Origin of the sequence: Mesorhizobium sp. BR115XR7A (assembly GCF_020165315.1) — a bacterium.
Classification (GTDB): domain Bacteria; phylum Pseudomonadota; class Alphaproteobacteria; order Rhizobiales; family Rhizobiaceae; genus Mesorhizobium; species Mesorhizobium australicum.
Genome location: NZ_JAIUHW010000013.1, coordinates 77,156 through 100,134, shown reverse-complemented (window position 1 = coordinate 100,134; position 22,979 = coordinate 77,156). Strand labels below are relative to the sequence as shown.

Sequence of the window (22,979 nt, the reverse complement as noted above, 5' to 3'; positions counted from 1 at the left end):
ACTTCGGTTGTGGCTAGGCGGTCCTACTGAACGAGCACCGCCCGGCCGCAGGTCGCGCCGGTGACGCGCACGTCGGCCTGGCCGACACGCACACCAAGGGCTCCGAGCAAATTGTAAACCAACTCGTCGACCGGCGCCGCCACGCCGTTCAAGAGCGCAACCACTGCCGGCCGCACGGTGGAAAGCAAGGTATTCAGATTCAGCAGCGGCAAGCCCAGCAAATTGGTCGTCAGCGACAGATCAGTGATCAGGGAGGTCGTCAAAGACTGTGTCAGGTTTTGCGTGGAGACTGTCTTTATCGTTTTGGCGTCGATGTCGGCCTTGTTGAAGGTCAATGCGGTCGGCGCGTTGTTGGCCATTTCAAATGCCGCTGAGCCCGTCACTGAAAGTAGATTGATCAGAAGACTGACCTTTGCGATTTCAGTGTCGGAGAACGATTCCGGTTTGGTGAAATCGGCAAAGCCGGAGCTACTGCTGTCGGCCAAATGCGCTTCCACAACACCGGGGCGGGCAGAAACGGTGACCTTGATGCTGTCGGGACCCGTAGGACAGCTTATGTCGGTGAGTTTGGCTTCGGCGTAGGCGACTTCCACATGCAGTGGCAGGTTGACCGACACCAGAGTAATGCCGCCACCGACATTGCCGCCTGCGCCGCCGACTGTCGCGGCTACTTTGATGCGCGTCTGGGCGGTCCGCACGACAGTGCCGATACCATCGATCGCCAGCCAGGGCGAGGACTGCATCGGCTCGCCGATGGCGATGCTGAGTTTGGTGGAGAGCAGCCCCGGGATGGTGGCGCCGAGATCGATCGCGGCCTGGTTGGTACCGTTGGCGAGCACGGCGGCTGCCGTCAGCATGCCCATGGCGCTTGCGTCTACCCCAAGCCCGGACGGCTGTTGGCCGAGGCCCAGGCTGCCGACCGAACCAAGGTCGACAAGGCTGCTGAGCGGGATCTTGACGGTGCTGGTCGATTTGGAGGCGATGGTCTGCAGGGCGACCTTGGCCGTATTGCCGAGGCCGGGAACATTGGCCATGGCGGTAGCGATCTGGCCGACCGTCGCCTTCGATGCCAGAACGTCGGAATAGGTACCGGCCGTGATGTTCAGTTGCGTAGCGAGCGCACTGATGAAGGAAAGCACGCTCACATCCGCCGAGATCAGCCCGTTGTAGTCCATGACGCTGAGCGAGATGTTGCCGCCGAGAAGTCCGCTCAAAAGTGCGTTGAGGATGCCGCCATTGACGCTGAGCAACCGCGATCCGACCGAGAACGTCGCCAGCGGCGTCATGCTGGCCGTGGCCTGGGTGCCGATGACGGGAGTGGGGATCAGCGAACTTGCGAAATAGCGGTTCGGAATCTTTGCCAAAGTGACGCGGACGGCATTGTAAGGCGTCACACCCGCCTGGAAGCGCTGGCTGACATTGGCGGTCGATGAGGCGTATCGGCCCTGCGTGACCGTCACCACCGTTTTGCCGGTGGCCGGGGCAATGGTCTGGCCCGAAGCTTGAACGACGACGCCCGGCATGCCGTTGTCGGTCAGTGTGGCGACGACCGCGGTGTTGACGTTGTTGATGTTCGAGGCGGCGGTAATCGCCGCCAGGTCGACCATCGCCTGGGCTTCCCGGCGCTCGGTATAGATGGAGGCTTCGTCAATGGCCACCGCTGCCAGCGCCAATGCAACCGGCGCGCTCAATGCGGTCATGACGGCGAAGTTCGCCTTCCTGTCTCCCATCATCGACCGTGCAAGCCGACCCATACCCTTGCCCGCCCGCCGCAGCATTCAGATACCCCCGACCCTGATCGTTGACTGACGCTTGATGGTCGTCCCTGGCATGGCTATGCCGGGGAACAGGTTCCAGATCGGCAGGTTGCGGGCATCGTAGGAGATGGACACCACGAACTGGCTTCCGTCGGCGATGCTGTCGTTGGCCTGGTAGGTCAGTTTGCTGGCGTCCACGAAGGGGTAGCCGCCGGCATTGTTGGTGAGATAGCTGGCCACGAGCGTCTGCCGCTCGGTCTGGTTCACCCCAGCGATGGCTGTTCGGGCAGCGTCGGCTGCAATTTGCTGGATCGAATTGGCGGCGCCAAAATAGATGCCGTATGCAACCATTCCGAGTAGAAGAAGAATGAAAAGCGGTGACAGCAAAGCGAACTCGACGGCTGAAGTTCCCGAGTTGTCTGATCGGAAACGGCGACTTCGGGCCTCGAAAATGGGGTGGTGAACCATGGCACCAGCATGCCCAAATTCGCATGCAGAAAGCGAAAACTCTGGGTGCAACCAAAGGGTGTGGTCGATTGAAAACGAATCTCTAATTTAGCCGTTGCTTTCTCGACAATGGGGATTGACTTAGGGTCAATCAGTACTCGGTTGAAAAGAGCTTACCTCCTGTCTAGTCTCCTGCCACCAGCCGCCGGAGGGAACCGGGGGCGCGCTCAAAGGAGCCAGTCATCGGCTTCGGGGCGTCAACACGTAAGGCGCGCCGATGGCAGCGCCGACAGGGAGAACTTCATGCTGAAAAACATGCTGAAGGCGACGGTATTCGCCACCACCATGGCCGTAACCGCCGGCGCATTCTACACGCCGGCTTTCGCGGAGAGTGTCTATAACAGGGGCACCGCCGCTGAATCGGAGTCGGTCGATCCGCACAAGACCTCGACGGTCTATGAAGCCAATGTGCTGCGTGACCTGTTCCAGGGATTGGTCATGCAGGACCAGAAGGCGAATCTCATTCCGGGCGCGGCCGAAAGTTGGACGGTATCGGATGACGGCACCGTCTACACCTTCAAGCTGCGCAAGGACGGCATGTGGTCTGACGGCAGCCCGGTGACGGCGGACGACTTCGTCTATGCCTTCCACCGGCTGGAAGATCCGGCGACCGGCGCCGAATACGCCTCGATGCTGTATCCGGTGAAGGGCGCGGAGGACGTCAACACCAAGAAAGGCAAGCCCGAGGACATGGGTGTCAAGGCGATCGACGCCGGCACCCTGGAGGTGACGCTGAAGGCGCCGACGCCGTACTTCCTGGAGATGCTGACCCATCAGGCGACCTATCCGGTCAGCAAGGCCTCGATTGAAAAGCTTGGCGCCGACTGGATCAAGCCCGGCAATCTGGTTTCGAACGGCGCCTATACGCTGGCCGAATGGGTTCCCAACGACCACATGAAACTGGTCAAGAATCCCAAATTCTGGGACGCCGCGACCGTCAAGTTCGACGTGGTCAACTACATTCCGACCGAGGATCGCTCGTCGGCGATGAAGCGCTTCGAGGCCGGCGAACTCGACAGCTATGACGATCTGCCGACCGAACAGCTCGCCGACCTCAAGACCAAGTTCGGCGACCAGATCCATGTCGGGCCGTATCTCGGCACCTACTATTATGCCATCAAGACCGATAAGGCGCCGTGGAACAACCCCGAACTGCGTAACGCCATCTCGATGGCGATCGACCGTGATTTCATCGCCGAGAAGGTCTGGCAGAATTCGATGCTGCCCGGCTATTCGATGGTGCCCCCCGGCATCGAGGGCTACACGCCCGCAATGGCCAAATACGCCGACATGCCGCAGATCGACCGCGAGGACGCGGCCAAGAAGATCCTCGAGAAGCTTGGCTACACCCCCGAACATCCGCTGAAGATGGAAATCCGCTACAACACCTCGGAAAACCACAAGAACACGGCAGTGGCGATCCAGGAACAATTGAAGCCGCTTGGCGTCGACGTCACGCTGCTCAACACCGACACCAAGACCCACTACTCCTTCCTCGAGCAGAAGGGCGACTATGACGTGGCGCGTGCCGCCTGGATTGCCGACTATAAGGATCCAGAGACCTTCCTCGGTATCACGCGCAAGGCCAGCGGCAACAACTATTCCAACTACAACAGCCCGCAATACGAAGCGGCAATGGACAAGGCGGCGGCCGCGGGCGGCAAGCCCGAAGAGCGCATGAAGGACCTCTCCGCGGCCGAGCGCATCCTCATCGACGACGTCGGCCAGATCCCGCTTCTCTACTACAGCTACCACGACATCGTTTCCTCGAAGCTGCATGGCTTCGTCGACAATGTGATGGACGTGCATCCGTCGCGCTTCGTCAGCAAGGATTGATCCCTGGCCAAGCCGCCGCGCTCTAAAGAGCGCGGCGGTGCTGGTTTGCCATCGCATCGGCCCGGGAAGCGGAAATCGATTTTCGGAAGAATCCGGTGTGAAGATTTGAAGGCTGGAGCGCAATCGTCCGAGTGGAAGGGCGTGCTCTGGATCAAGTGGGGCACCGATGCTGCGATACGTATTCCGGCGGCTTTTGACCGCCATCCCGACGCTGTTCGTCATCGTGACGATGGCGTTCTTCCTGATGCGCGTCGCGCCAGGCGGTCCATTCAACCAGGAGCGGGGGCTGAGCCCAGAGATCAAGGCCAACTTGGAAGCCCAGTTCGGCCTCAACGATCCGCTCTGGCTGCAGTATGTCCATTATCTCGGCAATCTGCTGCGCGGCAATTTCGGCCCGAGCTACAACATGCCGGATTTCACCGTCACCGAACTGTTTGCCAAGGGCCTGCCCATTTCCGTGCAGCTCGGAGCCTCGGCGCTGATCCTGGCGCTGCTGCTCGGCAGCGTGCTCGGCACCATCGCCGCGCTCAACCAGAACAAGCTTGGCGACTATACGGTGATTGCCCTGGCGACCGCCGGCAGCACCATCCCGACCTTCGTCATCGCGCCGGTGATCCAGCTTGTCTTCGGGCTGACCTGGAGGCTGCTGCCGATCGGCGGCTGGGGTGACGGCGCCTTCATCAACAAGGTCGGCCCGGTGCTGACACTTGCCTTGCCGCAAATCGCCATCGTTGCCCGGCTGATGCGCGGCTCGATGATCGAATCGCTGCGATCCCATCATATCCGAACGGCGCGCGCGCTCGGCCTTTCCGACTGGTCGGTGGTGGTCAAGCACGCGTTGCGCGGCGCCATCCTGCCGATCGTCTCCTTCACCGGCCCGGCGGCGGCGGCACTGCTGACCGGCTCGGTCATCGTCGAGACGATCTTCTCCATTCCCGGCGTCGGCCGCTATTTCGTCGATGCCGCGCTCAACCGCGATTATACGCTGGTGATGGGAACGGTGGTGGTGATCGCCATTTTTACTATCGTCTTCAACCTGATCGTCGACGTCATGTACGCGGTCGTCGACCCGAGGGTGCGCTATGACTGACATCGCAGCCACGGCCCCCGCAATCGTTGGTCGCTCGCTTTGGGGCGATGCCTGGGCGCGCCTCAAGGCCAATCGCGCCGCCATGTTCAGCCTCTACTACCTCGTTCTGATTGGGATCATCAGCGTCTTTGGCCCGTGGTTCGTGCCCCATCAATACACGACCATCTACGCCGACTACGTGCGCATGCCGCCAAGCCTCTCGGCCTATCCGAAACCCGATATGATCGAGACCGCGCTCACTGAAGCGATCAAGCGCATGCGGGTCGACATCAAGGAGTGGCATCAGGAGGGGAGCCAGGTCTTCGTCACGGTCAAGTCGACCAAGCCGATCGACGACCGCAACATCCGCTACCTCGACCGGTCCGATGCCTTCGACGACACCAAGATCGAAAACAAGTCGCCCGACGGCCTCGAAGTGACGATGAGCGCATCGGTCAAGCAGCAGTATTTCCTGTTCGGCACCGACAATACCGGCCGCGATCTTCTCTCCCGCACGCTGATGGCCGGGCGCATATCGCTGGCCATCGGTCTGCTGGCCGGTGTCGTGGCGGTGGTGATCGGCGTGATCTACGGCGCCGCCGCCGGCTTTTCCGGAGGGAAGGTCGATGAAGTGATGATGCGCATCGTCGACGTGCTCTATTCCTTGCCGTTCATCTTCTTCGTCATCATGCTGGTGGTGTTCTTCGGCCGCAACTTCGTGCTGATGTTCCTGGCGGTCGGTGCCGTGCTGTGGCTCGACATGGCGCGCATCGTGCGCGGCCAGGCGCTGTCGATTCGCCGGCAGGAATATGTCCAGGCGGCGGAAGCCATGGGCATTGGCCAGCGTGGCATCCTGATCCGCCATGTCATCCCGAACCTGCTTGGCCCAGTGGTGATCTACATGACACTGCTGGTGCCGCAGGTCATCATCCTGGAGAGCTTCCTGTCGTTCCTCGGGCTTGGTATCCAGGAGCCGATGACCAGCTGGGGCGTGCTGATCTCGGTCGGCGCCAAGAACATCGGCACCGCCAACTGGCTGCTCCTGTTTCCCGCCTTCTTTCTGGTCTCGACGCTGTTCGCCTTGAATTTCGTCGGCGACGGCCTGCGCGACGCGCTCGACCCACGGGATCGATAAAGATGGGGACCGCTGAAATGGCTGCTTCCGAAACGATCCTCAGCGTCAAGGACCTTCGCGTCCGCTTCCGCACGCTCGACGGTACGGTCGAAGCGGTCAAGGGAATCAACATCCACGTCAACGCGGGCGAAACGGTTGCCGTGGTCGGCGAGTCCGGTTCCGGCAAGAGCCAGACGATGATGGCGGCGATGAGCCTGCTGGCCTCCAATGGCGAAGCGTCAGGCCATGTCGACTATCGCGGCCGCAACCTGCTGACCCTGAGCAAGTCCGAGCTGAACAAGGTCCGCGGCCGCAAGATCAGCATGATCTTCCAGGAACCGATGACTTCGCTCGATCCGCTCTATTCGATCGGCAACCAGCTGATCGAGCCGATCCGCCGCCATCGCGGCCTGAGCGCCGCCGCAGCGCATGAAGAGGCGCTCAAGCTGCTGCGGCTCGTGCATATTCCCGATCCGGAACGGCGGATGAAATCCTATCCGCACGAAATGTCCGGCGGCCAGCGCCAGCGCGTGATGATCGCGATGGCGCTCGCTAATGACCCCGACATCCTGATCGCCGACGAGCCGACGACGGCGCTTGACGTCACCATCCAGGCGCAGATCCTGATGCTTTTGGCCGAACTGCAGCGCAAACTCGGCATGGCGATCGTCTTCATCACCCATGACCTCGGTATCGTCCGGCGCTTTGCCGACCGTGTCTATGTCATGCGCCAGGGCGAGGTGGTCGAGGAAGGCGAGGCGGAAGCCATTTTTGCCAATCCACGGCACGCCTACACCAAAATGCTGCTGGCGGCCGAGCCGACGGGAACCAAGGCGCCGCCGCCAGCCGATGCGCCGGTGGTGCTCGAAGGTCGGAATGTCGAAGTCACATTCAGGATCGGCGGTGGGTTTCTGGCCGGCGAACCGCTGATGCTGCGGGCCGTCGATCACATCTCGATCCGGCTGCAGCGCAACCAGACCATCGGCATTGTCGGCGAATCCGGCTCGGGCAAGTCGACGCTCGGCCGCGCCTTGCTTCGGTTGCTGCCGAGCGATGGGCTCATTCGGTTCGGCGATCGCGATATCTCCACTGCCGACCGGCAGCAGATGCGGCCGCTGCGGCGCCAGATGCAACTTGTCTTCCAGGATCCGTTCGGCTCGCTGTCGCCGCGCATGACCGTCGGTCAGGTCGTCACCGAAGGGCTGCTGGTGCATGAGCCCAACCTTTCAGGAAAGCAGCGCGACCAGCGCGCGGTCGAGGCCCTGCGCGAGGTCGGCCTCGACCCCAATGCCCGCAACCGCTACCCGCACGAATTTTCCGGCGGACAACGGCAGCGCATCGCCATTGCCCGCGCCATGATTCTGAAGCCGAAGATGGTCGTGCTGGACGAGCCGACATCGGCGCTTGACCGCTCGGTGCAGAAACAGATCGTCGAACTGCTGCGCAAGCTGCAGGCCGACCACGAACTGTCCTACCTCTTCATCAGCCACGATCTGTCGGTCGTGCGCGCCATGGCCGACTACATCATCGTCATGAAGCAAGGCAAGATCGTCGAAGAGGGGCCGACGGAAGAGATCTTCAGCAATCCACGAGCGCCTTATACGCAGACGCTGATGAACGCCGCGATCGACGTCACACGGTTTCGACTGAGCGCGTAAGGCGCCGGCAGGGGCAATTGTCGTGGCGTCGTCTGTCGCTCAGCTCGCGCACTTGCGTGCGCGCACAGCGACAATGGCATCCTGCTGTCGCTTCAGCCGGTCGATCCTGGCCGTTTCACGGTTGGCGACCGCGGTCTTGACGCGCGATCCGCCCAGCAGCCAGCGCGGCACGCTGGTGTTGGCGACCTTGCCGCGGGTGATCGCCGTCTGCGAGATGTCGCGCGCGCTGCTTCCCAGCGCACTGTTGAGGTCGCCACAGCTCATGCTCTCGTATTTGGCCGGATCGGCCGTCCTGCCGATTGATGAGCATCCGGCAGCCATGAAGGCCGCAGCCAGAAGAGCGGGTGCCGACCTTGTCCTTGAAATCAAACTCATGCGCGCGTCCGGCCCGGCCGTTTTTGCCGCCTCCCTGATCTTCATCGATCAACCTAGCGCTGATAGCCAATTCGTCAAAGTTTCACCGGCCGGCCAGTGCTCGCGTTCTGCACTGGCTATCGGCCAATTATCGCTGTCGGAATTTTTACGCTGCTTGGGCGGCCAATTCGGTCATGGAGTCACAACCGCCGAGCATCATCTGGGCAATGTCGGTCGCATTGTCGTCGACATGCGCCGTCACCAGCACAATCCCCCCGCCAATACTTGGCCGCTCGGGTCTTCTGGCGGCCGCGACAATGGCTTCGAGCAATCCGCCAAGGCCGCCGCAGAACACGCTGGCCAAGGCTATTGCCGATAGGCCGGTCGGGAAAAGGTTGATGTCGTAAGCAGCAACGGCGCCGAGGCACGCCAACAGCCCGGCGGCAGCGCCCAGCATGACACCCGGAGACCTCAGGACATCGATTTCGTCACGATAGGGCCCGATAATGGCGACCTGTACGCGCGGAACCCCGGCCGCCAACAGGTCGCCGGCAATCCGCGCCGCTTCGGCATGGGATTCGAAAAGCTTACTGATTGTTGGCATGGTTACTCGGACATCGCGTCCGTCAGCGTGTCGGTAACGAAGGATGCGGCGATCAGATCGTCGCCGTCGATGCGGCCTCGCCCGCCTTCAATCACGGCCGCTACCTTTTGGAAGGTCTTCATTTCACCCTCGGTGATCTGAGCGTGTTGCATTCTGGTTTTGAGGCTATCTATGCGCATCCCCAACACATGGGATGTTACAGTCTCATGGTTCGACATGGTGGTGCTCATCCGTTCCCGCTTCGCTTGGTTTTCCCGCGCCCGATCTCGAACTTGGGCCGAGCGGAAACGTTCCCAGGGCAGGGCTTCGGTCGGGCGGAGGTCGGACCTAAGTCTGGGCCTGGAACGCATTGGTCTTGCCAAGCGGGCCGGCCGGAACAGTCGCTCTTCGTCACCGTTGTCTGCTGCAAATACCGGAGGAATTTGATGGAGAAGAGTGTTGGTCAGGCGCGCTGGTTGCTCGCACCGATTTTCGCGGTTGCCATCACCTTCATGGTGGCTGGAATAGTCCTCAGCTAATCTCTTGGCACATTAGCGCAGCCCAGTTCTTTCCCAGGCGAACCCTGAAGTCTTGGCCAGGCCAGCTCAAATGACCTAGTCACCGAGCAGAATTCCCGCGACTTGCTTCCGAGCGGTATGGGAGATTCGAAGTTGAAACGATCGCTTCGCATGGCTGCATTTCAGCCGCGGGCGAGAACTCGAAGCTATTCGCATGAAACGCGCGCGAGCGTGCTAGGCAAAGTCACCTGGTGGCCGGGCTCGCGAGAGCCGGGCCACCAGTTGGGCATCAGTAACCGCCGTTTTCCATTACCACCGGATGATGGTGACGGTGGTGGGTGGAAACGGAGCCGGTGACGACGACTGCATTCCGATCGTGATGCCGCCGGCCATGGTCATAGAACGCCACCGTCCCGTGGTGTCGGTGATGCAGGCGCTGGCCTTCCTCATTGATGATCCTGACGTTGTGGTGGTGCCGATGGTGGGTCCTGATGACGACGTCGGCCTCGGCTGCCGAAGCCAAAGCGGGCAATCCCATTGAAAGCGCCAAAGCGCACATGATCATTGTTTTCATTGCAAGTTCTCCAACTGCTTTGATTAGCCCTTCGTTGGTTACAACTGCTGCTGATCCCTTTGGTTCCGGTTCCCCGGGGGACAGCCGCACGCAAGCGAAGGGCTGGCTATCGCGTCGCCACGATTGGCAAAGAGGAGGCTTGCTTCCGGCCATCTGCCCAGGCGGCGGCAAACGTCACCCGCGTTCTGTCACTGCCAGGGAGGAACGCTCTGCCGCAATTGTTAAGACAGTTCGCCCACCTGTCGCCAGATCCCCGTCAGGCGACGGAACATTAGGCCGGCCTAACAGTTCTTCCCGCAGCGGACATCACGGTTTGGTGTTCGCTGAAGATCAGCAGGCAAAGGCTGATCGGCCCGCGTCCTCCGCCAGAGGCGCGGGCTTCACCAGGCAACAGGAGTGAGATTATGAACAACATCATTTGGCTTGTGGGAGCGGTGGTCGTCGTCATAGCGGTATTGAGCTTTTTCGGCCTCCGTTAAACGCCTGCATATGGGGGCAGGGACTTCGTGGCCCATGCCCCCAAAGAGGAACGAATCTCGTGTCCGTTCCCTAAGAACAGGCATCATCTTGGACAAGGCTCTATCTCTGGTGAATCTCGGGTGGGCGCCAAAGTCGGGATGCGCTAACACATTGTTTTTTCTGGTCGGAGTGGCAGGATTTGAACCTGCGACCCCCTCGTCCCGAACGAGGTGCGCTACCAGGCTGCGCTACACTCCGTGACCAGATCGCGGGCTTATAGCCGCCACACATCGTTCCTGCAAGCGGCAATGGCAGCCCTTCTGTCGCATTTCGTCCGCTTTCTGCGGGCATTGCCGGAAGGCCCGAATTTCCGTCCGGGATAAACGCGGCTTAAAGCCTTGTGTGCTAAGCCGCTGCCTTGATGGATCGTATTTCTGCCGCTTGGAGCCCTGCCGTCTTGCCCCTAAATATTGTCGGCGAAGCGTGGCCAAACAGCTTCGAATTCGAAACCGCGGCGCTGATCAAGGCATCCGGTTTTCGTGAATATGATGCGCGCTGGTGGGTCGGCCATCCCGGTTCGGCAGTGCCGCCTGAACTCAATCTGATCGGCGTCCAGGCGCTTGGCATGGGGCTCGGCACGGTGATCCGGCGGCTCGGCGCTGGGCCTGACATCGTCACCGGGCATGATTTCAGATCCTATTCGCTCGGCATCAAACTGGCGTTGGTTTCTGGACTGATGGCGGCTGGCGCACAGGTGAAGGATATCGGTCTGGCGCTGTCGCCGATGGCCTAGTTCGCGCAGTTCGCGCTGGAGACGCAGTCGGTCACTTCGAATGGGCATCGCTGCTGGTCGATTTCGCCGGCCGCAGCGGTCAGGCCGAACTGAGCGTCTTCGCCCGAAAACTCTACGCCTCGGCAATCGCAAATGGCCTCAACCGGGCCACTGGCCTTGCCTATGGTGCAGTCTCGCGGCAAGGACTGCCGCTCGACCTGATATCGCGCAGCTGGCCGCAGGCCGAGGCGCTCAAGGCGGCGATCGCCCTGGATGGCTCGGGCGGCCCCGATCTGAAGCCGGAGATCGAGGCGAGGGTCGGCCGGCTGTTCCGCTGGCACGTCGACCCGGCGCCGCTCGGCCTGTGGATCGATCGCATCGACGAGCGCGGCCGCTCGCTGGCATCTGACGTGCCGGCGAGCATCTTCTACCATCTGGTCTGTGCGCTGACGCAGTATCTGGATGGAACGGCGGAGAAGTAGGCGGGATCAATACGGACTGGCGACGTCCCCGGTCTCGACATAGATCGACTTCAGCTGCGAATAGAGCGCCAGCGCCGCCAGCGAATTCTCCCGCCCGATGCCGGACTGCTTGACGCCGCCGAAGGGGATTTCCACCGGGGTCAGATTGTACGCGTTGATCCAGCAGGTTCCGGCCTGCAACTCGGCGATGACGCGATGGGCGCGCGGCAGGTCGCGCGTGAAAACACCGGCGGCAAGACCGAACTCGGTGTCGTTGGCGCGGTCGATCACCTCGTCCTCGCTGTTGAATTTCAGAACGCTCATGACCGGGCCGAAAATCTCCTCGCGGGCGATCCGCATCGTGTCGGTGACAGCGGTGAATACGGCCGGCTCGACGAAGAAGCCGCCCTGGAAGCCCTGCAGCGACGGCACATTGCCGCCACAGGCCAGCGTCGCCCCATCCTGCTTGCCGGCCTCGATATAGCCGACGACCTTGTCTTGCTGTGCCTTGGAGACCAGCGGCCCCATCTGCGTTTCCGGGTCGAGCGGATCGCCGATGCGGATTTTCTTGGTCCGTTCGATCAGCCGCTCGACAAAGCGGTCGTGAATGCCACTCTGGACGAAAACGCGCGTGCCGTTGGAACAGATCTGGCCGGTCGAATAGAAGTTGCCGAGCATGGCGCCGCCAATCGCATTTTCGAGATCGGCATCGTCGAAGACGATCAGCGGCGACTTGCCGCCGAGTTCCATCGTCGCGTGCTTCATCCTGGAGCCCGCTAGCGACAGCACCTTGCGCCCGGTCGGCACCGAGCCGGTCACCGAGACCTTGGCCACGACATCATGGCCGACAAGGCCGGCGCCGACGTCGCCATAGCCTTGCACGACGTTGAACAGCCCGTCGGGCAGGCCGGCTTCCGAGTAGATCTCGGCCAGCGCCAGCGCCGAAAGCGGCGTGTTTTCCGATGGCTTGAACACCATGGCATTGCCCATGGCGAGTGCGGGTGCGGATTTCCAGCCGGCGATCTGGATCGGATAGTTCCATGCGCCGATGCCGACACAGACGCCGAGCGCCTCGCGGCGCGTATAGGCGAACGGCCCGCCGAGGTCGACCGCTTCGCCGTTGAAGACAGCGACCGCGCCGGCGAAATATTCAAGGCAGTCCGCGGCGGAAGGTGCATCCGCCACCAGTGTCTCCTGGATCGCCTTCCCGGTGTCGAGCGTCTCGATGCGGGCAAGATCGGCGTTGCGGGCGCGCAAAATGTCGGCGGCTCGGCGCAGGATGCGGCCGCGCTCGACCGGCTTAAGCCGCGCCCAGGCCGGCTGTGCGGCGCGGGCGGCCTCGACCGCCAGTTCCAGCACGTTCGGCGTCGCCGATCGCAGCATGGCGATGGTCTCGCCCGTGGCTGGATAGATCACCGGCAGCGGCGCGCCGCCTTCGTCCTCGATATAGCGTCCGTTGACATAGTGCGAAGCCGTGGGCTGGGCGCGCATGGGAGGTCTCCAATCGTTGTGCCCAAGACGGCTATTGGGCGGGCGCCTGTCGGGCAGCTCACTCTATCGGCGGATCATGGCCTATCTGTCGGAAGCCTGCCAGCGCGGATTGATCCATGGTTCCTGGTTGGACGGCGCGAGCGGCGTGCGGCCAAGGATGTGATCGGACGCTTTTTCGCCGGTCATGATCGATGGCGCGTTGAGGTTGCCGTTGGTCACGCGCGGGAAGATCGAGGAGTCGGCGACCCGCAATCCGTCGACGCCGATGACCCGGCATTCCGGATCGACCACGCTCGATTGATCATCGACGCGGCCCATTCGGCAGGTGCCGCAGGGGTGGTAGGCGCTTTCGGCATGGTCGCGGATGAACAAGTCGAGATCGTCGTCCGACTGGACATGGCTGCCCGGCGAGAGTTCCTGTCCGCGATAGGCATCGAAGGCCGACTGGCCGAAGATCTCGCGGGTCAGGCGGATGCAGTGGCGGAACTCCGCCCAGTCGTCCGGATGCGACATGTAGTTGAAGCGGATGACCGGCTTCGCTTTCGGATCCGGCGAGCGCAGCGTCACCGAGCCGCGCGACTTCGAGCGCATCGGTCCGACATGCGCCTGGAAGCCGTGCGACTTCGCCGCCGCCTTGCCGTCGTAACGCACCGCCGCCGGGATGAAGTGGTACTGGATGTCGGGATAGTCGACGCCTGCCTGCGAGCGCACGAAGGCGGCCGCCTCGAAATGATTGGTGGCGCCAAGGCCCGATTTGAAGAACAGCCACTGCGCCCCGATCATCGCCTTGGAGAACGGGTTCAGCACTGAATTCAGCGTGATCGGTTTGGTCGATTCCTGCTGGATGTAGAGCTCCAGATGGTCCTGCAGGTTGCCGCCGACGCCAGGCCGGTCGGCCACGATGGCAATGCCGTTTTCGTGCAAATGCCCGGCCGGGCCGATACCGGACAGCATCAGGATCTTTGGCGAGTTGATCGACGACGCCGCGACGATCACTTCACGTCGCGCCTTAACGACCTGAATCTGTTTGTGAGCTTCGATCTCGACGCCGATGGCGCGTTGATTCTCGATGATCACCCGGCGCGCAAAGCCTTTGACCAGTCTGACGTTTTTGCGCCGGAGCGCCGGCTTCAGATAGGCTGATGCCGCCGACCAGCGGCGGCCGCCCAGAATGGTCTGCTCCATCGGGCCGAAGCCTTCCTGCTTGGCGCCATTGTAGTCGTCGGTCAGTTCAAACCCTGCCTGGCGGCCCGCTTCGACGAAAGCGCCATAGAGCGGATTGCGCCGGGAGCCGCGCTGCACATGCAGCGGGCCGCCGTGCCCGCGCCAGCCATCGTCGCCGCCATCTGAATCCTCCATGCGTTTGAAGTAGGGCAGCACGTCGGCGAAGCCCCAGCCGGCCGCGCCCTGTTCGGCCCAATGGTCGAAGTCGCGGGCGTGGCCGCGCACATAGACCATGCCGTTGATCGAGGACGAGCCGCCGATCACCTTGCCGCGCGGCGTCGCCAGCACGCGGCCACCCAGATGCGGTTCCGGTTCACTGGCGAATCCCCAGTCGTAGAGGCTCATGTTGAGCGGTATCGACAGCGCCGAAGGCATCTGGATCAGCGGCCCGATATCAGTGCCGCCGAATTCGATGACGATGACCGAATGCTTGCCGTCTTCCGACAGGCGATAGGCCATGGCCGAGCCGGCGGAGCCGGAACCGATGATGACGAAATCCGCTTCAAGCATGGTTCATATGCGCCATAAAATCGGCGAGCGAAACGTTGCCGCCGGTAGCCACCACTAGGACGGTTTTTCCCGCCACATCCACCTTGCCACCGAGCAATGCCGCCAGCGACGCCGCACCTGACGGTTCGAGCACCAGCTTCATCCGCTCGAAAGCGATCCGCATCGAGCGCCGCACCGACCGATCGTCGACGGTGATGCCGCGCACGCCAGCGGTCTTGACGGCGGCGAACGGCGCGTCGCCGGGCCGGCGCGACATCAGTCCGTCGCAGATCGATTTCGGACCGATCGGCATGGTCTCGATGCTGCCATGCGCCAGTGAAGAGCCCATGCCGTCGAACCCTTCAGGCTCTACGCCGATGATCTCGGTCGCCGGCGACAGATAGTGGAAGGCGAGCGAAACGCCGCCGATCAGCCCACCGCCGCCGACCGAGCAGAACAAGAGATCGGCGCTGGCATCCTTAGCCGACAGCTGGTCGAGCGCTTCGAGGCCGGCACCCGCCTGACCGGCGACGATCTCGGGATCGTCGAATGGATGCAGGAGCGCTAGCCCTTCTGTTTCAGCGATTTCGCGCGCCTTGGCCGCCGCGACCTCTTCACGCGCGCGATCGCCATGGTCGGTCAGCACAACGCGCGCACCATAACCCGCGGTAGCATCGCGCTTGGCGGCCGGCGCGTCGATCGGCATGACGATGGTCACGGGAATGCCGAGCGCCTGACCGGCCGCGGCCAGCCCTTGCGCGAAATTGCCCGAGGAATAGGCAACGACGCCCTTCTTCGCCTCGTCGGGCGAAAGCCGCCTCAGCCGCCAATAAGCGCCGCGAACCTTGAAGGATCCGGCCCATTGCAGCGATTCCGGCTTGATGAAGACCCGGGCCGCGCCGGTTTCTCTGGCGAGCGCCGCCGATTCCAGCAGCGGCGTGACCTGTGTCGCCCGTGACGTTACCGCATAGGCCTGCCTGAGATGGTCGAGAGTGGGAACGAGAAGGTCTGCCATCATTCGCCTCGCGGATACCTTTTGCTCTCTTCGAGATTGTCGAGGTTCATGTGATTGCGCATGTACCGCTCTGACGCTTTCTGCAACGGCTGGAAATCCCAAGGGTAATAGGCGCCGTTGCGGAGCGCCGGATAGACGACCCAGCGGCGTGCCTGGTTTTCGCGCACGGCGGCATCGAAGCCGGCCATGTCCCAACGCGTCCGGACCTTTTCCAGGAATGCCGCCACAAGACTCGCATTGGCGGGGTCGGCGGCCAGATTGTCCCGCTCGAGCGGATCGGCTTCGAGATCGAACAATTGCGGCGGATCGAGTTCGCAATGGACGAATTTGTACCTGCCTTCGCGGATTGCCACCAAGGGCGCATAGGAGCCCTCCGCCGCGTACTCGATCAGCACCGGTGCCGTGCGCTGCCCGCCCTTGGTGAGCGGCAGCAGCGACTGGCCGTCGGTCCACGGCGCGATCGCCCCGATGTCGATGCCGGCAAGGTCGCAAAGTGTTGGTGCTACGTCGAGATTGGAGACCGGCGCCTCGATCAGCCCGGCACGAATGCCCTTGCCGGCAATCATCAACGGCACTCGCGCCGAGCCTTCGAAGAAGCTCATCTTGAACCACAGGCCTCGCTCGCCGAGCATGTCGCCGTGATCCGAGCAGAACAGGATGATCGTGTCGTCGAGCATGCGCGTCCGCGTGAGAACGTCGAGGAGCTCGCCGACCTTGTCGTCGACATAGGAGATGTTCGCGAAATAGCCGCGCCGCGAACGACGCACCTCTTCAGGCGTGATCTCGAAAGAGGGATAGTCGCTGGCATGGTACAGCCGCCGAGAATGCGGATCCTGCTCGTCTTCAGCGATGTACCCGGTTTCCGGATCCAGCACCTGGCAATGCTCATAGAGATCCCAATACTGCTTGCGCGCGACATAGGGATCGTGCGGATGCGACAGCGAGACGGTGAGGCACCAGGGCCGATGGCTCGCATCGTCCTGTTCGCGCGAAAGCTGATAGAGCTTCTGAGACGCGAGGAACACGACCTCGTCGTCATACTCCATCTGGTTGGTTGTTTCCGCAACGCCGGCGCCGGTCACCGAACCCAGATTATGATACCACCACTCGATGCGCTCACCGGGTTTGCGGTAGTCCGGCGTCCAGCCGAAATCCGCCGGATAGATATCGGTGGTCAGCCGTTCCTCGAAACCGTGCAGCTGATCAGGTCCGACGAAATGCATCTTGCCCGACAGGCAGGTGTAGTAGCCGGCCGCACGCAAATGATGAGCGAAGGTCGGGATCGACGAGGCGAACTCGGCGGCATTGTCATAGACCCCGGTGCGCGACGGCAACTGGCCGCTCATGAACGAGGCACGGCCCGGCGCGCAGAGTGGCGAGGCGGTGTAGTTGTTGGCAAAGCGCGCCGAACGCGCCGCCAGTGCCTTCAGATGCGGTGTGTGCAGAAATTCCGCCGGCCCATCCGGGAACAAGGTCCCGTTGAGCTGGTCGACCATGACGATCAGGAAATTGGGTCGCTTCGCTGTCACTGCTTGTGCCGTCCGCCAAGTTTGGTTTCGAGATAATCTTCGACCAGCGCGATCGCGGTCGCGGCGTCAGGCACGCCATCCTTCAGCGCGCGCCTGATGTAGAGCCCGTCGATCATCGCCGCCGTCGCTTCCGCGGCGCGGTCGGCTTCGGTCCTCGGCAGGATGCCGGTCAATCCACTCATCAGGTTGGAATGCAGCCGCCGGGCATAGATTCTGAGCAGCCGGCGCAGCGAAGACGATTGCTGCGCCTCGACATAGAAAGCGAGCCATGCGGCAATGGTTTCGGCCTGGAACTGGACATCGGAGAAGTTGACGGCGACCACGGCCGAGACGCGCTCGCGCGCGGTGCCGGCGCACTGCAGGGCGCGGCGCATATCGATGGTCAGTTCGGCCAGGATGTGCCGCATCGTCGCGAACAGCAGCTCGTCCTTAGCGCCGAAATAGTGGTGGGCGAGCGCCGAAGACACACCGGCGCGTCCGGCGATCTCGGACATGGTCACGTCAAGCGAGCCACGCTCGCCGATTGCCGAGATCGTCGCGTCGATGAGCGCCCTGCGGCGCAATGGCTCCATTCCGACTTTTGGCATGCCGTTTCCGATTTTTGCGGGAGATTATTTTTTATTGACGCGTCAATCAATAAAAAATCGACCTCGACGCGACCTGTACCAAGCGATTGTTGCGTTGCGGCCCTTCACGGCCCGGGCGAGAATGTTTATATTTGAACAATAAAGGCGAAGTGCGTCACGAGCCATGGGCGCTGGCGCCAAGGATGGAGACCGCCATGACCGCATGCATCGTTGGCTGGGCGCATTCGCGCTTCGGCAAGCTTGAGGGCGAGACGCTCGAAAACCTGATCGTCAAGGTCGCGACGGACGCGCTCGACCATGCCGGCATCGGCCCGGACGAGGTCGACGAGATCGTGCTCGGCCATTTCAATGCCGGGTTTTCGGCGCAGGATTTCACGGCAAGCCTGGTTCTCCAGGCGGACGACCGGCTGCGCTTCAAGCCGGCGACACGCGTCGAGAACGCTTGCGCCACCGGTTCGGCGGCGGTCGGGCAAGGTATCCGCGCCATCGATGCAAACGCCGCCCGCATCGTGCTGGTGGTTGGCGCCGAGCAGATGACGACGACGCCCGGGCCCGAAATCGGCAAGAATTTGCTGAAAGCTTCCTATCTGCCCGAGGACGGCGACACGCCAGCCGGCTTCGCCGGCGTCTTCGGCAAGATCGCGCAGGCCTATTTCCAGCGCTATGGCGACCAGTCGGATGCGCTCGCCATGATCGCTGCCAAGAACCACAAGAATGGCGTCGACAATCCCTATGCGCAGATGCGCAAGGATTTCGGCTATGACTTCTGCCGGCAGGAGAGCGAGAAAAACCCGTTCGTCGCTGGGCCCTTGAAGCGCACCGACTGCTCGCTGGTCTCCGACGGCGCTGCTGCCCTTGTCCTTGCCGACACGGCAACGGCGCTGAAGATGCGCCGCGCGGTCGCCTTCCGCGCCAACGAGCATGTGCAGGATTTCCTGCCGATGTCGAAGCGCGACATCCTGACCTTCGAAGGCTGCGAACAGGCCTGGACCCGCGCGCTGAAGAACGCCGGCGTAACGCTCGACGATCTCTCCTTCGTCGAAACGCATGACTGCTTCACCATCGCCGAATTGATCGAGTATGAAGCGATGGGACTGGCCAAGCCGGGTGAGGGCGCCAAACTGGCGCTGGATGGCACAACGGCAAAAGACGGCCGTCTGCCGGTCAATCCCTCCGGCGGACTGAAGGCCAAGGGCCATCCGATCGGCGCCACCGGCGTCTCCATGCATGTCTTGACCGCCATGCAGCTTGTCGGCGAAGCCGGCGGCATCCAGGTGCCGGGCGCGAAACTCGGCGGCATCTTCAACATGGGCGGTGCGGCGGTCGCCAACTACGTTTCCATTCTCGACCGGATCAGGTAAACCGCCCCGGCATTCGCGGGAGGTAGCATGGCAAATCCGGTTCTGATCGAAGTTTTGCGCGGCGCCATTGTCGAGAGCGCCCATCGCGGCGCCGTTGCCGTCTTCGATGCCGACGGCAAGCCGGTGCTGGAGATCGGCGATACGTCGAAGCCGGTCTTTCCGCGTTCCGCCGTAAAGGCGATCCAGGCCCTGCCGCTTGTTGAAACGGGTGCCGCGGATGCCTATGGCTTCGGCAATCGCGAACTGGCGCTGGCCTGTGCCTCCCACTCCGGCGAGCCGGCGCATGTCGAACTGGCGCGGTCCATGCTGGCCAGGGCCGGGCTGGACGGGTCGGCGCTCGAATGCGGGGTTCACTGGCCCTCGAACCATGACGCCGAGATTGCGCTCGCGCGTGCCGATGGTTTGCCGAATGCGCTGCACAACAATTGTTCCGGCAAGCACTCCGGTTTCCTCTGTACCTGCGTCCATTCGGGCATCGCGCATCGCGGCTATGTCAGGCCGGATCACGCCCTGCAGGAAATGGTGCGCGACGCCATGCAGGCAGTCACCGGCGCTGTGCACGGCCCCGCCGAACGCGCGGTCGACGGCTGCTCGATCCCGACCTACGCGGTGCCGCTCAGGAGTTTCGCCCTCGGCTTTGCCCGCATGGCCACGGCCCATGGCTTTGGCCCGGAGCGGGCGAAGGCCGCGAAGCGGCTGCTTTCGGCCTGTATGGCGGAGCCGTTCTTCGTCGCCGGCACCGGCCGCGCGGACCTGTTGCTGATGGAAGCCGCTCCAGGGCGAATTTTCGCGAAAGGCGGGGCCGAGGGCGTCCATTGTGCCGCAATTCCGGAACTCGGCCTCGGCATCGCGGTCAAATGCGATGACGGTGCCGGGCGCGCCGGCGATGCAATCGCCGCCGCGGTCCTCGCCAGGCTGCTGCGGGCGGACGAGGCCTTGGCGGCGAAGCTGCTCGAACTGGCGAATGCGCCTATCGAAAGCCGGATTGGCGCCAAGGTCGGGGCGCTGAGGCCGACGCCGGCCCTGAATTGAAGGCGGTAATCAGCTGACGCGGTTGCGCTCGACGGTTAAGTGCGCATAGCCGCTGCTGCTGGTCTGGGTGAGGTCTGATGTCACCGGCTCGGCCCAGCGCTGGCCGACAACCGCTCCGTTCGACGCGCCATCGATGACGTTGTCGGAGATGACGGCCGTGCCGGCACCTTCGACCACACTGACGACGATGCCGGTGCCTGCCTTGCGAATGATGTTGCCGGTGGCCACGACGTTGCGCAGATACGGCCCCCAGCCGATCGACATGCCGTAGAGCGGCGCGTTCTCGATGACGTTGTTGGAAGCGACGGTGTCGGCCTCGACGGCGATCCCAACGCCGAAGCCGGGTGGATCCGCGGTATAGGGGCCTGATGTCGACAGATTGCGCACGATGTTGCCGGAGCAGATACCCATGCGGCCGCCTTCGTTGAAGTTGACGATCGAGATGCCGTTGGCCGCGCCGTCGACGATGTTGTTGGAAATGACGGCGCCTTCGAACGAGAACTCGGAATAGACCGCGGTCTCGCCCGAGCGCGAGCAGGTGTTGCCCGATATCTGCAAATTGCTGGAACTGTTGGCCCGGATCGCCGAGAAGGCGCAGTCGGAGACCACATTGCCCGAGATGACGACATTGCCGGCGCGGAAGGCATTGATGCCGTTGCCGTTCTGGCCGGTGCCGCCGCTGCGCGCGCCAATGCGTTCGACGCGGTTGCCGGTGACCATGGTGCCGTCTTCCGCAGCTTGCCAGCGGTGCACCAGGATGCCGCCATTGGCGCAATCGGAGACGGTGTTGCCTGATATCGCCAGTCCTGCGGCCTCCACCGAATAGATGCCGGCGTCCGCCGCCCCCGATATGTCCGAACGCTCGATCCGGCCCGCGGCGTGTTCCAGTGCCAGCCCGTTCTTGCCGCTGCCCGTGATCTGGCAGTTGTCAACCACGAGATGCGCCACCCGGCGCAGATCGAGCAGTCCTTGCGCGTAGTCGCCCATAGAGCGATTCGCGCCGTCGAAAACCAGTCCGCTGAGTTCGATATGGTTGGCGTGTTCGGCCATAAACAAATGGCCGTCGCCGCCATAGACGATCCGCGTCGCGCCCGGCACGCCGGAAAGACGCACGCGACCAGGCAGCGAGAGATTGGACACCACATAGGTGCCGGGCGGCAGGAAGATCGGCATGTCACGGCCATTCGCGTCGCGCAGCAGCTTGGCGAAGGCCTTGCTCTGGTCGTCAAACGTACCGGGCTGGACGCCAAGTTCGGTGGCGTTGATCGAGCCGCGCATCGAGGCTTTCTCGATGCCGGTCAGGCTGGCGGCCGCCGCCTTGCCGAGCGCGAGGCCCATGACGGCAAAGCAGGTGGTCTGCGTCAGCAGGGTTCGTCTGTTCAACATCGGCACAGAATCCCAGTGTTCCGCCCCGACACCGCAGGAATCATGCCAGACGTTCAACGCGCCTCTTCTCGGCGGCAATGACTTGTCGGGCGGCCACTCGGCGCCTAAGTTCAGGGGATGAGCAGAGCTTTTACCCGCGAAGAAGACAGCGAAAACGCGATCGCCGGTGTTGGCGAGCGGCCGATCAGCACGCACCGGAACCTGGTGACGGAGCGCGGCCTGGCGCAGATCGACGACAATCTGGCCGATCTGCGCGATATCATGGCGAAAGCGGAGCGGAAAGCCGACCGCGAGCGCATCGCGGTCGTGTCGCGCGATCTGCGCTACTGGACCGCGCGACGCGAGAGTGCCGAGCTTTCCGTGCCGGAGCCCGGCAGCGATGTCGTCCGCTTCGGCATGGGTGTCACGCTGCAAAGTGACGACGGCAGGAAGGTGCACTGGAAGATTGTCGGCGAGGATGAAGCCGATCCGGCCAAGGGCAGCATCTCGCACGTCTCGCCTATGGCGGTCGCGCTGTTCGGCAAGAAGGTTGGCGACGTGGCCAGCGTCAACGGCAAGGAGTGGGAGATCGTCAAGCTCTCGGAGAGTTAGTCTTCAAGCTTGACCACATGGTCGCGGAAGAATGCGGCCGCACCCGCTTCGTCTATCTCGCTGGCAGCGACCATCATCACCAGTTGGATGACCTCCTCCTGTTCGGCTTCGATGCTTAATCCGTTGAAATAGAGAAACAAGTCGGCCGCAGCGAAAGCCGTGCGCTTGTTCCCATCGACGAACGGATGGTTCTTTGCGATGCCGAAGAGATAGGCGGCAGCGAGTTCGCTCAGATCCGGCTCGCCATATGCTTCTTTCTGTTGCGGACGTGCGAGCGCCGATTCCAACAGGCCTTCATCGCGGATGCCCGACGCGCCGCCGTGAAGACGCAACTGCTCGGCATGCATCGCCTCCACGAACTCTCGCGAATGATGTGCCGTCATTTTGCGAGCGCGCGGTAGGCAACCTCGTATTTCCTCATCCGCTCGCGCGCTACCTTCATCTTGCGCTCGAATTCTTCGGCAGAATCTTCCAATCGGCGCAAGCGAAGCTCTTGACCTTCCTGGACGACGACCACGTTGTCGCCTGTCTTGAGATTCAATCGATCGAGAAGCTCTTTCGGCAGAATCACGCCGTCCGAATTACCGATCTTGCGAATTGTGGTGTTCATGA

General features: G+C 62.6%; 20 protein-coding genes, 1 tRNA gene and 3 pseudogenes. 9 read left to right on the top strand and 15 right to left on the bottom strand.

All coding sequences use genetic code 11. The features are described 5' to 3' along the window. Positions 1–23: 23 nt before the first annotated feature. Together LB557_RS25190 and LB557_RS25185 are read right to left on the bottom strand one after the other, a co-directional pair. Positions 24–1,778 carry a TadG family pilus assembly protein gene (locus tag LB557_RS25190; protein ID WP_224587690.1) on the bottom strand — a complete coding sequence of 585 codons (1,755 nt, stop codon included), beginning with the start codon at positions 1,776–1,778 and terminating at the stop codon, positions 24–26. Further along, a complete protein-coding gene (locus LB557_RS25185) occupies positions 1,779–2,225 on the bottom strand; it encodes a TadE/TadG family type IV pilus assembly protein (protein WP_140618623.1) in 447 nt (148 codons plus the stop codon). Positions 2,226–2,333: 108 nt separating this feature from the next. On the opposite strand from LB557_RS25185, the pseudogene LB557_RS25180 reads away from it, so the two are divergent. The 4 genes and pseudogenes from LB557_RS25180 to LB557_RS25165 all read left to right on the top strand — a co-directional run. After that, positions 2,334–3,848: pseudogene (locus LB557_RS25180) on the top strand (peptide ABC transporter substrate-binding protein); the annotation flags it as partial. 418 nt (positions 3,849–4,266) lie between these two features. Then, a complete protein-coding gene (locus tag LB557_RS25175; RefSeq protein ID WP_015318681.1) occupies positions 4,267–5,190 on the top strand; it encodes an ABC transporter permease subunit in 924 nt (307 codons plus the stop codon). Then, a complete protein-coding gene (locus LB557_RS25170) occupies positions 5,183–6,304 on the top strand; it encodes an ABC transporter permease (RefSeq protein ID WP_140717821.1) in 1,122 nt (373 codons plus the stop codon). Before LB557_RS25175 ends, LB557_RS25170 begins: the two co-directional genes overlap by 8 nt. A gap of 17 nt (positions 6,305–6,321) precedes the next feature. Further along, positions 6,322–7,941, top strand: coding sequence for an ABC transporter ATP-binding protein (locus LB557_RS25165; protein ID WP_224525909.1), 1,620 nt, complete (start codon positions 6,322–6,324; stop codon positions 7,939–7,941). A 39-nt stretch (positions 7,942–7,980) separates the two neighbouring features. Here the strand turns inward: LB557_RS25165 and LB557_RS25160 are convergent, their stop codons facing one another. The 5 genes from LB557_RS25160 to LB557_RS25140 all read right to left on the bottom strand — a co-directional run bounded on the left by LB557_RS25160 (position 7,981) and on the right by LB557_RS25140 (position 10,687). Beyond that, a complete protein-coding gene (locus tag LB557_RS25160; RefSeq protein WP_224641827.1) occupies positions 7,981–8,316 on the bottom strand; it encodes a hypothetical protein in 336 nt (111 codons plus the stop codon). Positions 8,317–8,461: 145 nt separating this feature from the next. Continuing rightward, on the bottom strand, positions 8,462–8,899 hold the full coding sequence (locus LB557_RS25155; protein WP_224641828.1) for a hypothetical protein: 438 nt from the start codon (positions 8,897–8,899) through the stop codon (positions 8,462–8,464). A 2-nt stretch (positions 8,900–8,901) separates the two neighbouring features. Further along, a complete protein-coding gene (locus LB557_RS25150; protein ID WP_015318676.1) occupies positions 8,902–9,117 on the bottom strand; it encodes a hypothetical protein in 216 nt (71 codons plus the stop codon). A 568-nt stretch (positions 9,118–9,685) separates the two neighbouring features. Continuing rightward, positions 9,686–9,970, bottom strand: a complete 285-nt coding sequence (locus tag LB557_RS25145; protein WP_140618613.1) for a hypothetical protein — start codon at positions 9,968–9,970, stop codon at positions 9,686–9,688. Positions 9,971–10,610: 640 nt separating this feature from the next. Continuing rightward, positions 10,611–10,687: transfer RNA gene (locus LB557_RS25140), tRNA-Pro, on the bottom strand. A 199-nt stretch (positions 10,688–10,886) separates the two neighbouring features. On the opposite strand from LB557_RS25140, the pseudogene LB557_RS25135 reads away from it, so the two are divergent. Together LB557_RS25135 and LB557_RS25130 are read left to right on the top strand one after the other, a co-directional pair. After that, a pseudogene (locus LB557_RS25135) lies at positions 10,887–11,219 on the top strand (phosphomannomutase/phosphoglucomutase); the annotation flags it as partial. Between the two features lie 32 nt (positions 11,220–11,251). After that, positions 11,252–11,683: pseudogene (locus LB557_RS25130) on the top strand (AGE family epimerase/isomerase); the annotation flags it as partial. A 6-nt stretch (positions 11,684–11,689) separates the two neighbouring features. On the opposite strand, the gene betB reads toward LB557_RS25130, so the two are convergent. The 5 genes from betB to betI all read right to left on the bottom strand — a co-directional run bounded on the left by betB (position 11,690) and on the right by betI (position 17,997). After that, entirely contained in the window at positions 11,690–13,153 is a 1,464-nt protein-coding gene (gene betB, locus LB557_RS25125) for a betaine-aldehyde dehydrogenase (protein ID WP_224641830.1), read from the bottom strand. Positions 13,154–13,234: 81 nt separating this feature from the next. Next, positions 13,235–14,887, bottom strand: coding sequence for a choline dehydrogenase (betA, locus tag LB557_RS25120; protein WP_224641832.1), 1,653 nt, complete (start codon positions 14,885–14,887; stop codon positions 13,235–13,237). Beyond that, a complete protein-coding gene (locus tag LB557_RS25115) occupies positions 14,880–15,884 on the bottom strand; it encodes a threonine/serine dehydratase (protein WP_224641834.1) in 1,005 nt (334 codons plus the stop codon). The genes betA and LB557_RS25115 overlap by 8 nt, the downstream gene beginning before the upstream one ends. Then, entirely contained in the window at positions 15,881–17,410 is a 1,530-nt protein-coding gene (gene betC, locus LB557_RS25110; RefSeq protein WP_224641836.1) for a choline-sulfatase, read from the bottom strand. Before betC ends, LB557_RS25115 begins: the two co-directional genes overlap by 4 nt. Continuing rightward, positions 17,407–17,997, bottom strand: coding sequence for a choline-responsive transcriptional repressor BetI (gene betI, locus LB557_RS25105; RefSeq protein WP_015318667.1), 591 nt, complete (start codon positions 17,995–17,997; stop codon positions 17,407–17,409). Before betI ends, betC begins: the two co-directional genes overlap by 4 nt. 194 nt (positions 17,998–18,191) lie before the next feature. Here betI and LB557_RS25100 point away from each other — a divergent pair, with 194 nt between their 5' ends. Both LB557_RS25100 and LB557_RS25095 read left to right on the top strand, forming a co-directional pair. After that, positions 18,192–19,358: an acetyl-CoA acetyltransferase gene (locus LB557_RS25100; protein ID WP_224641838.1), complete on the top strand. Its 1,167-nt coding sequence runs from the start codon at positions 18,192–18,194 to the stop codon at positions 19,356–19,358. A gap of 27 nt (positions 19,359–19,385) precedes the next feature. Then, positions 19,386–20,390 (top strand): asparaginase, encoded by a 1,005-nt coding sequence (locus tag LB557_RS25095; protein ID WP_224641840.1) that lies wholly within the window; start codon positions 19,386–19,388, stop codon positions 20,388–20,390. A 9-nt stretch (positions 20,391–20,399) separates the two neighbouring features. Here LB557_RS25095 and LB557_RS25090 read toward each other — a convergent pair whose 3' ends face one another. Further along, positions 20,400–21,776, bottom strand: a complete 1,377-nt coding sequence (locus LB557_RS25090) for a TIGR03808 family TAT-translocated repetitive protein (protein ID WP_224641842.1) — start codon at positions 21,774–21,776, stop codon at positions 20,400–20,402. 117 nt (positions 21,777–21,893) lie between these two features. On the opposite strand from LB557_RS25090, the gene greA reads away from it, so the two are divergent. Next, a complete protein-coding gene (greA, locus tag LB557_RS25085; protein ID WP_015318663.1) occupies positions 21,894–22,367 on the top strand; it encodes a transcription elongation factor GreA in 474 nt (157 codons plus the stop codon). Here the strand turns inward: greA and LB557_RS25080 are convergent. Then, a complete protein-coding gene (locus LB557_RS25080; RefSeq protein ID WP_015318662.1) occupies positions 22,364–22,750 on the bottom strand; it encodes a type II toxin-antitoxin system death-on-curing family toxin in 387 nt (128 codons plus the stop codon). The genes greA and LB557_RS25080 overlap by 4 nt on opposite strands. Continuing rightward, positions 22,747–22,977, bottom strand: a complete 231-nt coding sequence (locus LB557_RS25075) for an AbrB/MazE/SpoVT family DNA-binding domain-containing protein (protein WP_015318661.1) — start codon at positions 22,975–22,977, stop codon at positions 22,747–22,749. The genes LB557_RS25080 and LB557_RS25075 overlap by 4 nt, the downstream gene beginning before the upstream one ends. Positions 22,978–22,979: the final 2 nt, after the last annotated feature.

What these genes read in the sequence shown, in the direction of transcription:
- LB557_RS25190 (WP_224587690.1), bottom strand. Translation starts at nt 1,778, where the DNA reads ATGCTGCGGCGGGCGGGCAAGGGTATGGGTCGGCTTGCACGGTCGATG.
- LB557_RS25185 (WP_140618623.1), bottom strand. Translation starts at nt 2,225, where the DNA reads ATGGTTCACCACCCCATTTTCGAGGCCCGAAGTCGCCGTTTCCGATCA.
- LB557_RS25175 (WP_015318681.1), top strand. Translation starts at nt 4,267, where the DNA reads ATGCTGCGATACGTATTCCGGCGGCTTTTGACCGCCATCCCGACGCTG.
- LB557_RS25170 (WP_140717821.1), top strand. Translation starts at nt 5,183, where the DNA reads ATGACTGACATCGCAGCCACGGCCCCCGCAATCGTTGGTCGCTCGCTT.
- LB557_RS25165 (WP_224525909.1), top strand. Translation starts at nt 6,322, where the DNA reads ATGGCTGCTTCCGAAACGATCCTCAGCGTCAAGGACCTTCGCGTCCGC.
- LB557_RS25160 (WP_224641827.1), bottom strand. Translation starts at nt 8,316, where the DNA reads ATGAGTTTGATTTCAAGGACAAGGTCGGCACCCGCTCTTCTGGCTGCG.
- LB557_RS25155 (WP_224641828.1), bottom strand. Translation starts at nt 8,899, where the DNA reads ATGCCAACAATCAGTAAGCTTTTCGAATCCCATGCCGAAGCGGCGCGG.
- LB557_RS25150 (WP_015318676.1), bottom strand. Translation starts at nt 9,117, where the DNA reads ATGTCGAACCATGAGACTGTAACATCCCATGTGTTGGGGATGCGCATA.
- LB557_RS25145 (WP_140618613.1), bottom strand. Translation starts at nt 9,970, where the DNA reads ATGAAAACAATGATCATGTGCGCTTTGGCGCTTTCAATGGGATTGCCC.
- betB (WP_224641830.1), bottom strand. Translation starts at nt 13,153, where the DNA reads ATGCGCGCCCAGCCCACGGCTTCGCACTATGTCAACGGACGCTATATC.
- betA (WP_224641832.1), bottom strand. Translation starts at nt 14,887, where the DNA reads ATGCTTGAAGCGGATTTCGTCATCATCGGTTCCGGCTCCGCCGGCTCG.
- LB557_RS25115 (WP_224641834.1), bottom strand. Translation starts at nt 15,884, where the DNA reads ATGATGGCAGACCTTCTCGTTCCCACTCTCGACCATCTCAGGCAGGCC.
- betI (WP_015318667.1), bottom strand. Translation starts at nt 17,997, where the DNA reads ATGCCAAAAGTCGGAATGGAGCCATTGCGCCGCAGGGCGCTCATCGAC.
- LB557_RS25100 (WP_224641838.1), top strand. Translation starts at nt 18,192, where the DNA reads ATGACCGCATGCATCGTTGGCTGGGCGCATTCGCGCTTCGGCAAGCTT.
- LB557_RS25095 (WP_224641840.1), top strand. Translation starts at nt 19,386, where the DNA reads ATGGCAAATCCGGTTCTGATCGAAGTTTTGCGCGGCGCCATTGTCGAG.
- LB557_RS25090 (WP_224641842.1), bottom strand. Translation starts at nt 21,776, where the DNA reads ATGTTGAACAGACGAACCCTGCTGACGCAGACCACCTGCTTTGCCGTC.
- greA (WP_015318663.1), top strand. Translation starts at nt 21,894, where the DNA reads ATGAGCAGAGCTTTTACCCGCGAAGAAGACAGCGAAAACGCGATCGCC.
- LB557_RS25080 (WP_015318662.1), bottom strand. Translation starts at nt 22,750, where the DNA reads ATGACGGCACATCATTCGCGAGAGTTCGTGGAGGCGATGCATGCCGAG.
- LB557_RS25075 (WP_015318661.1), bottom strand. Translation starts at nt 22,977, where the DNA reads ATGAACACCACAATTCGCAAGATCGGTAATTCGGACGGCGTGATTCTG.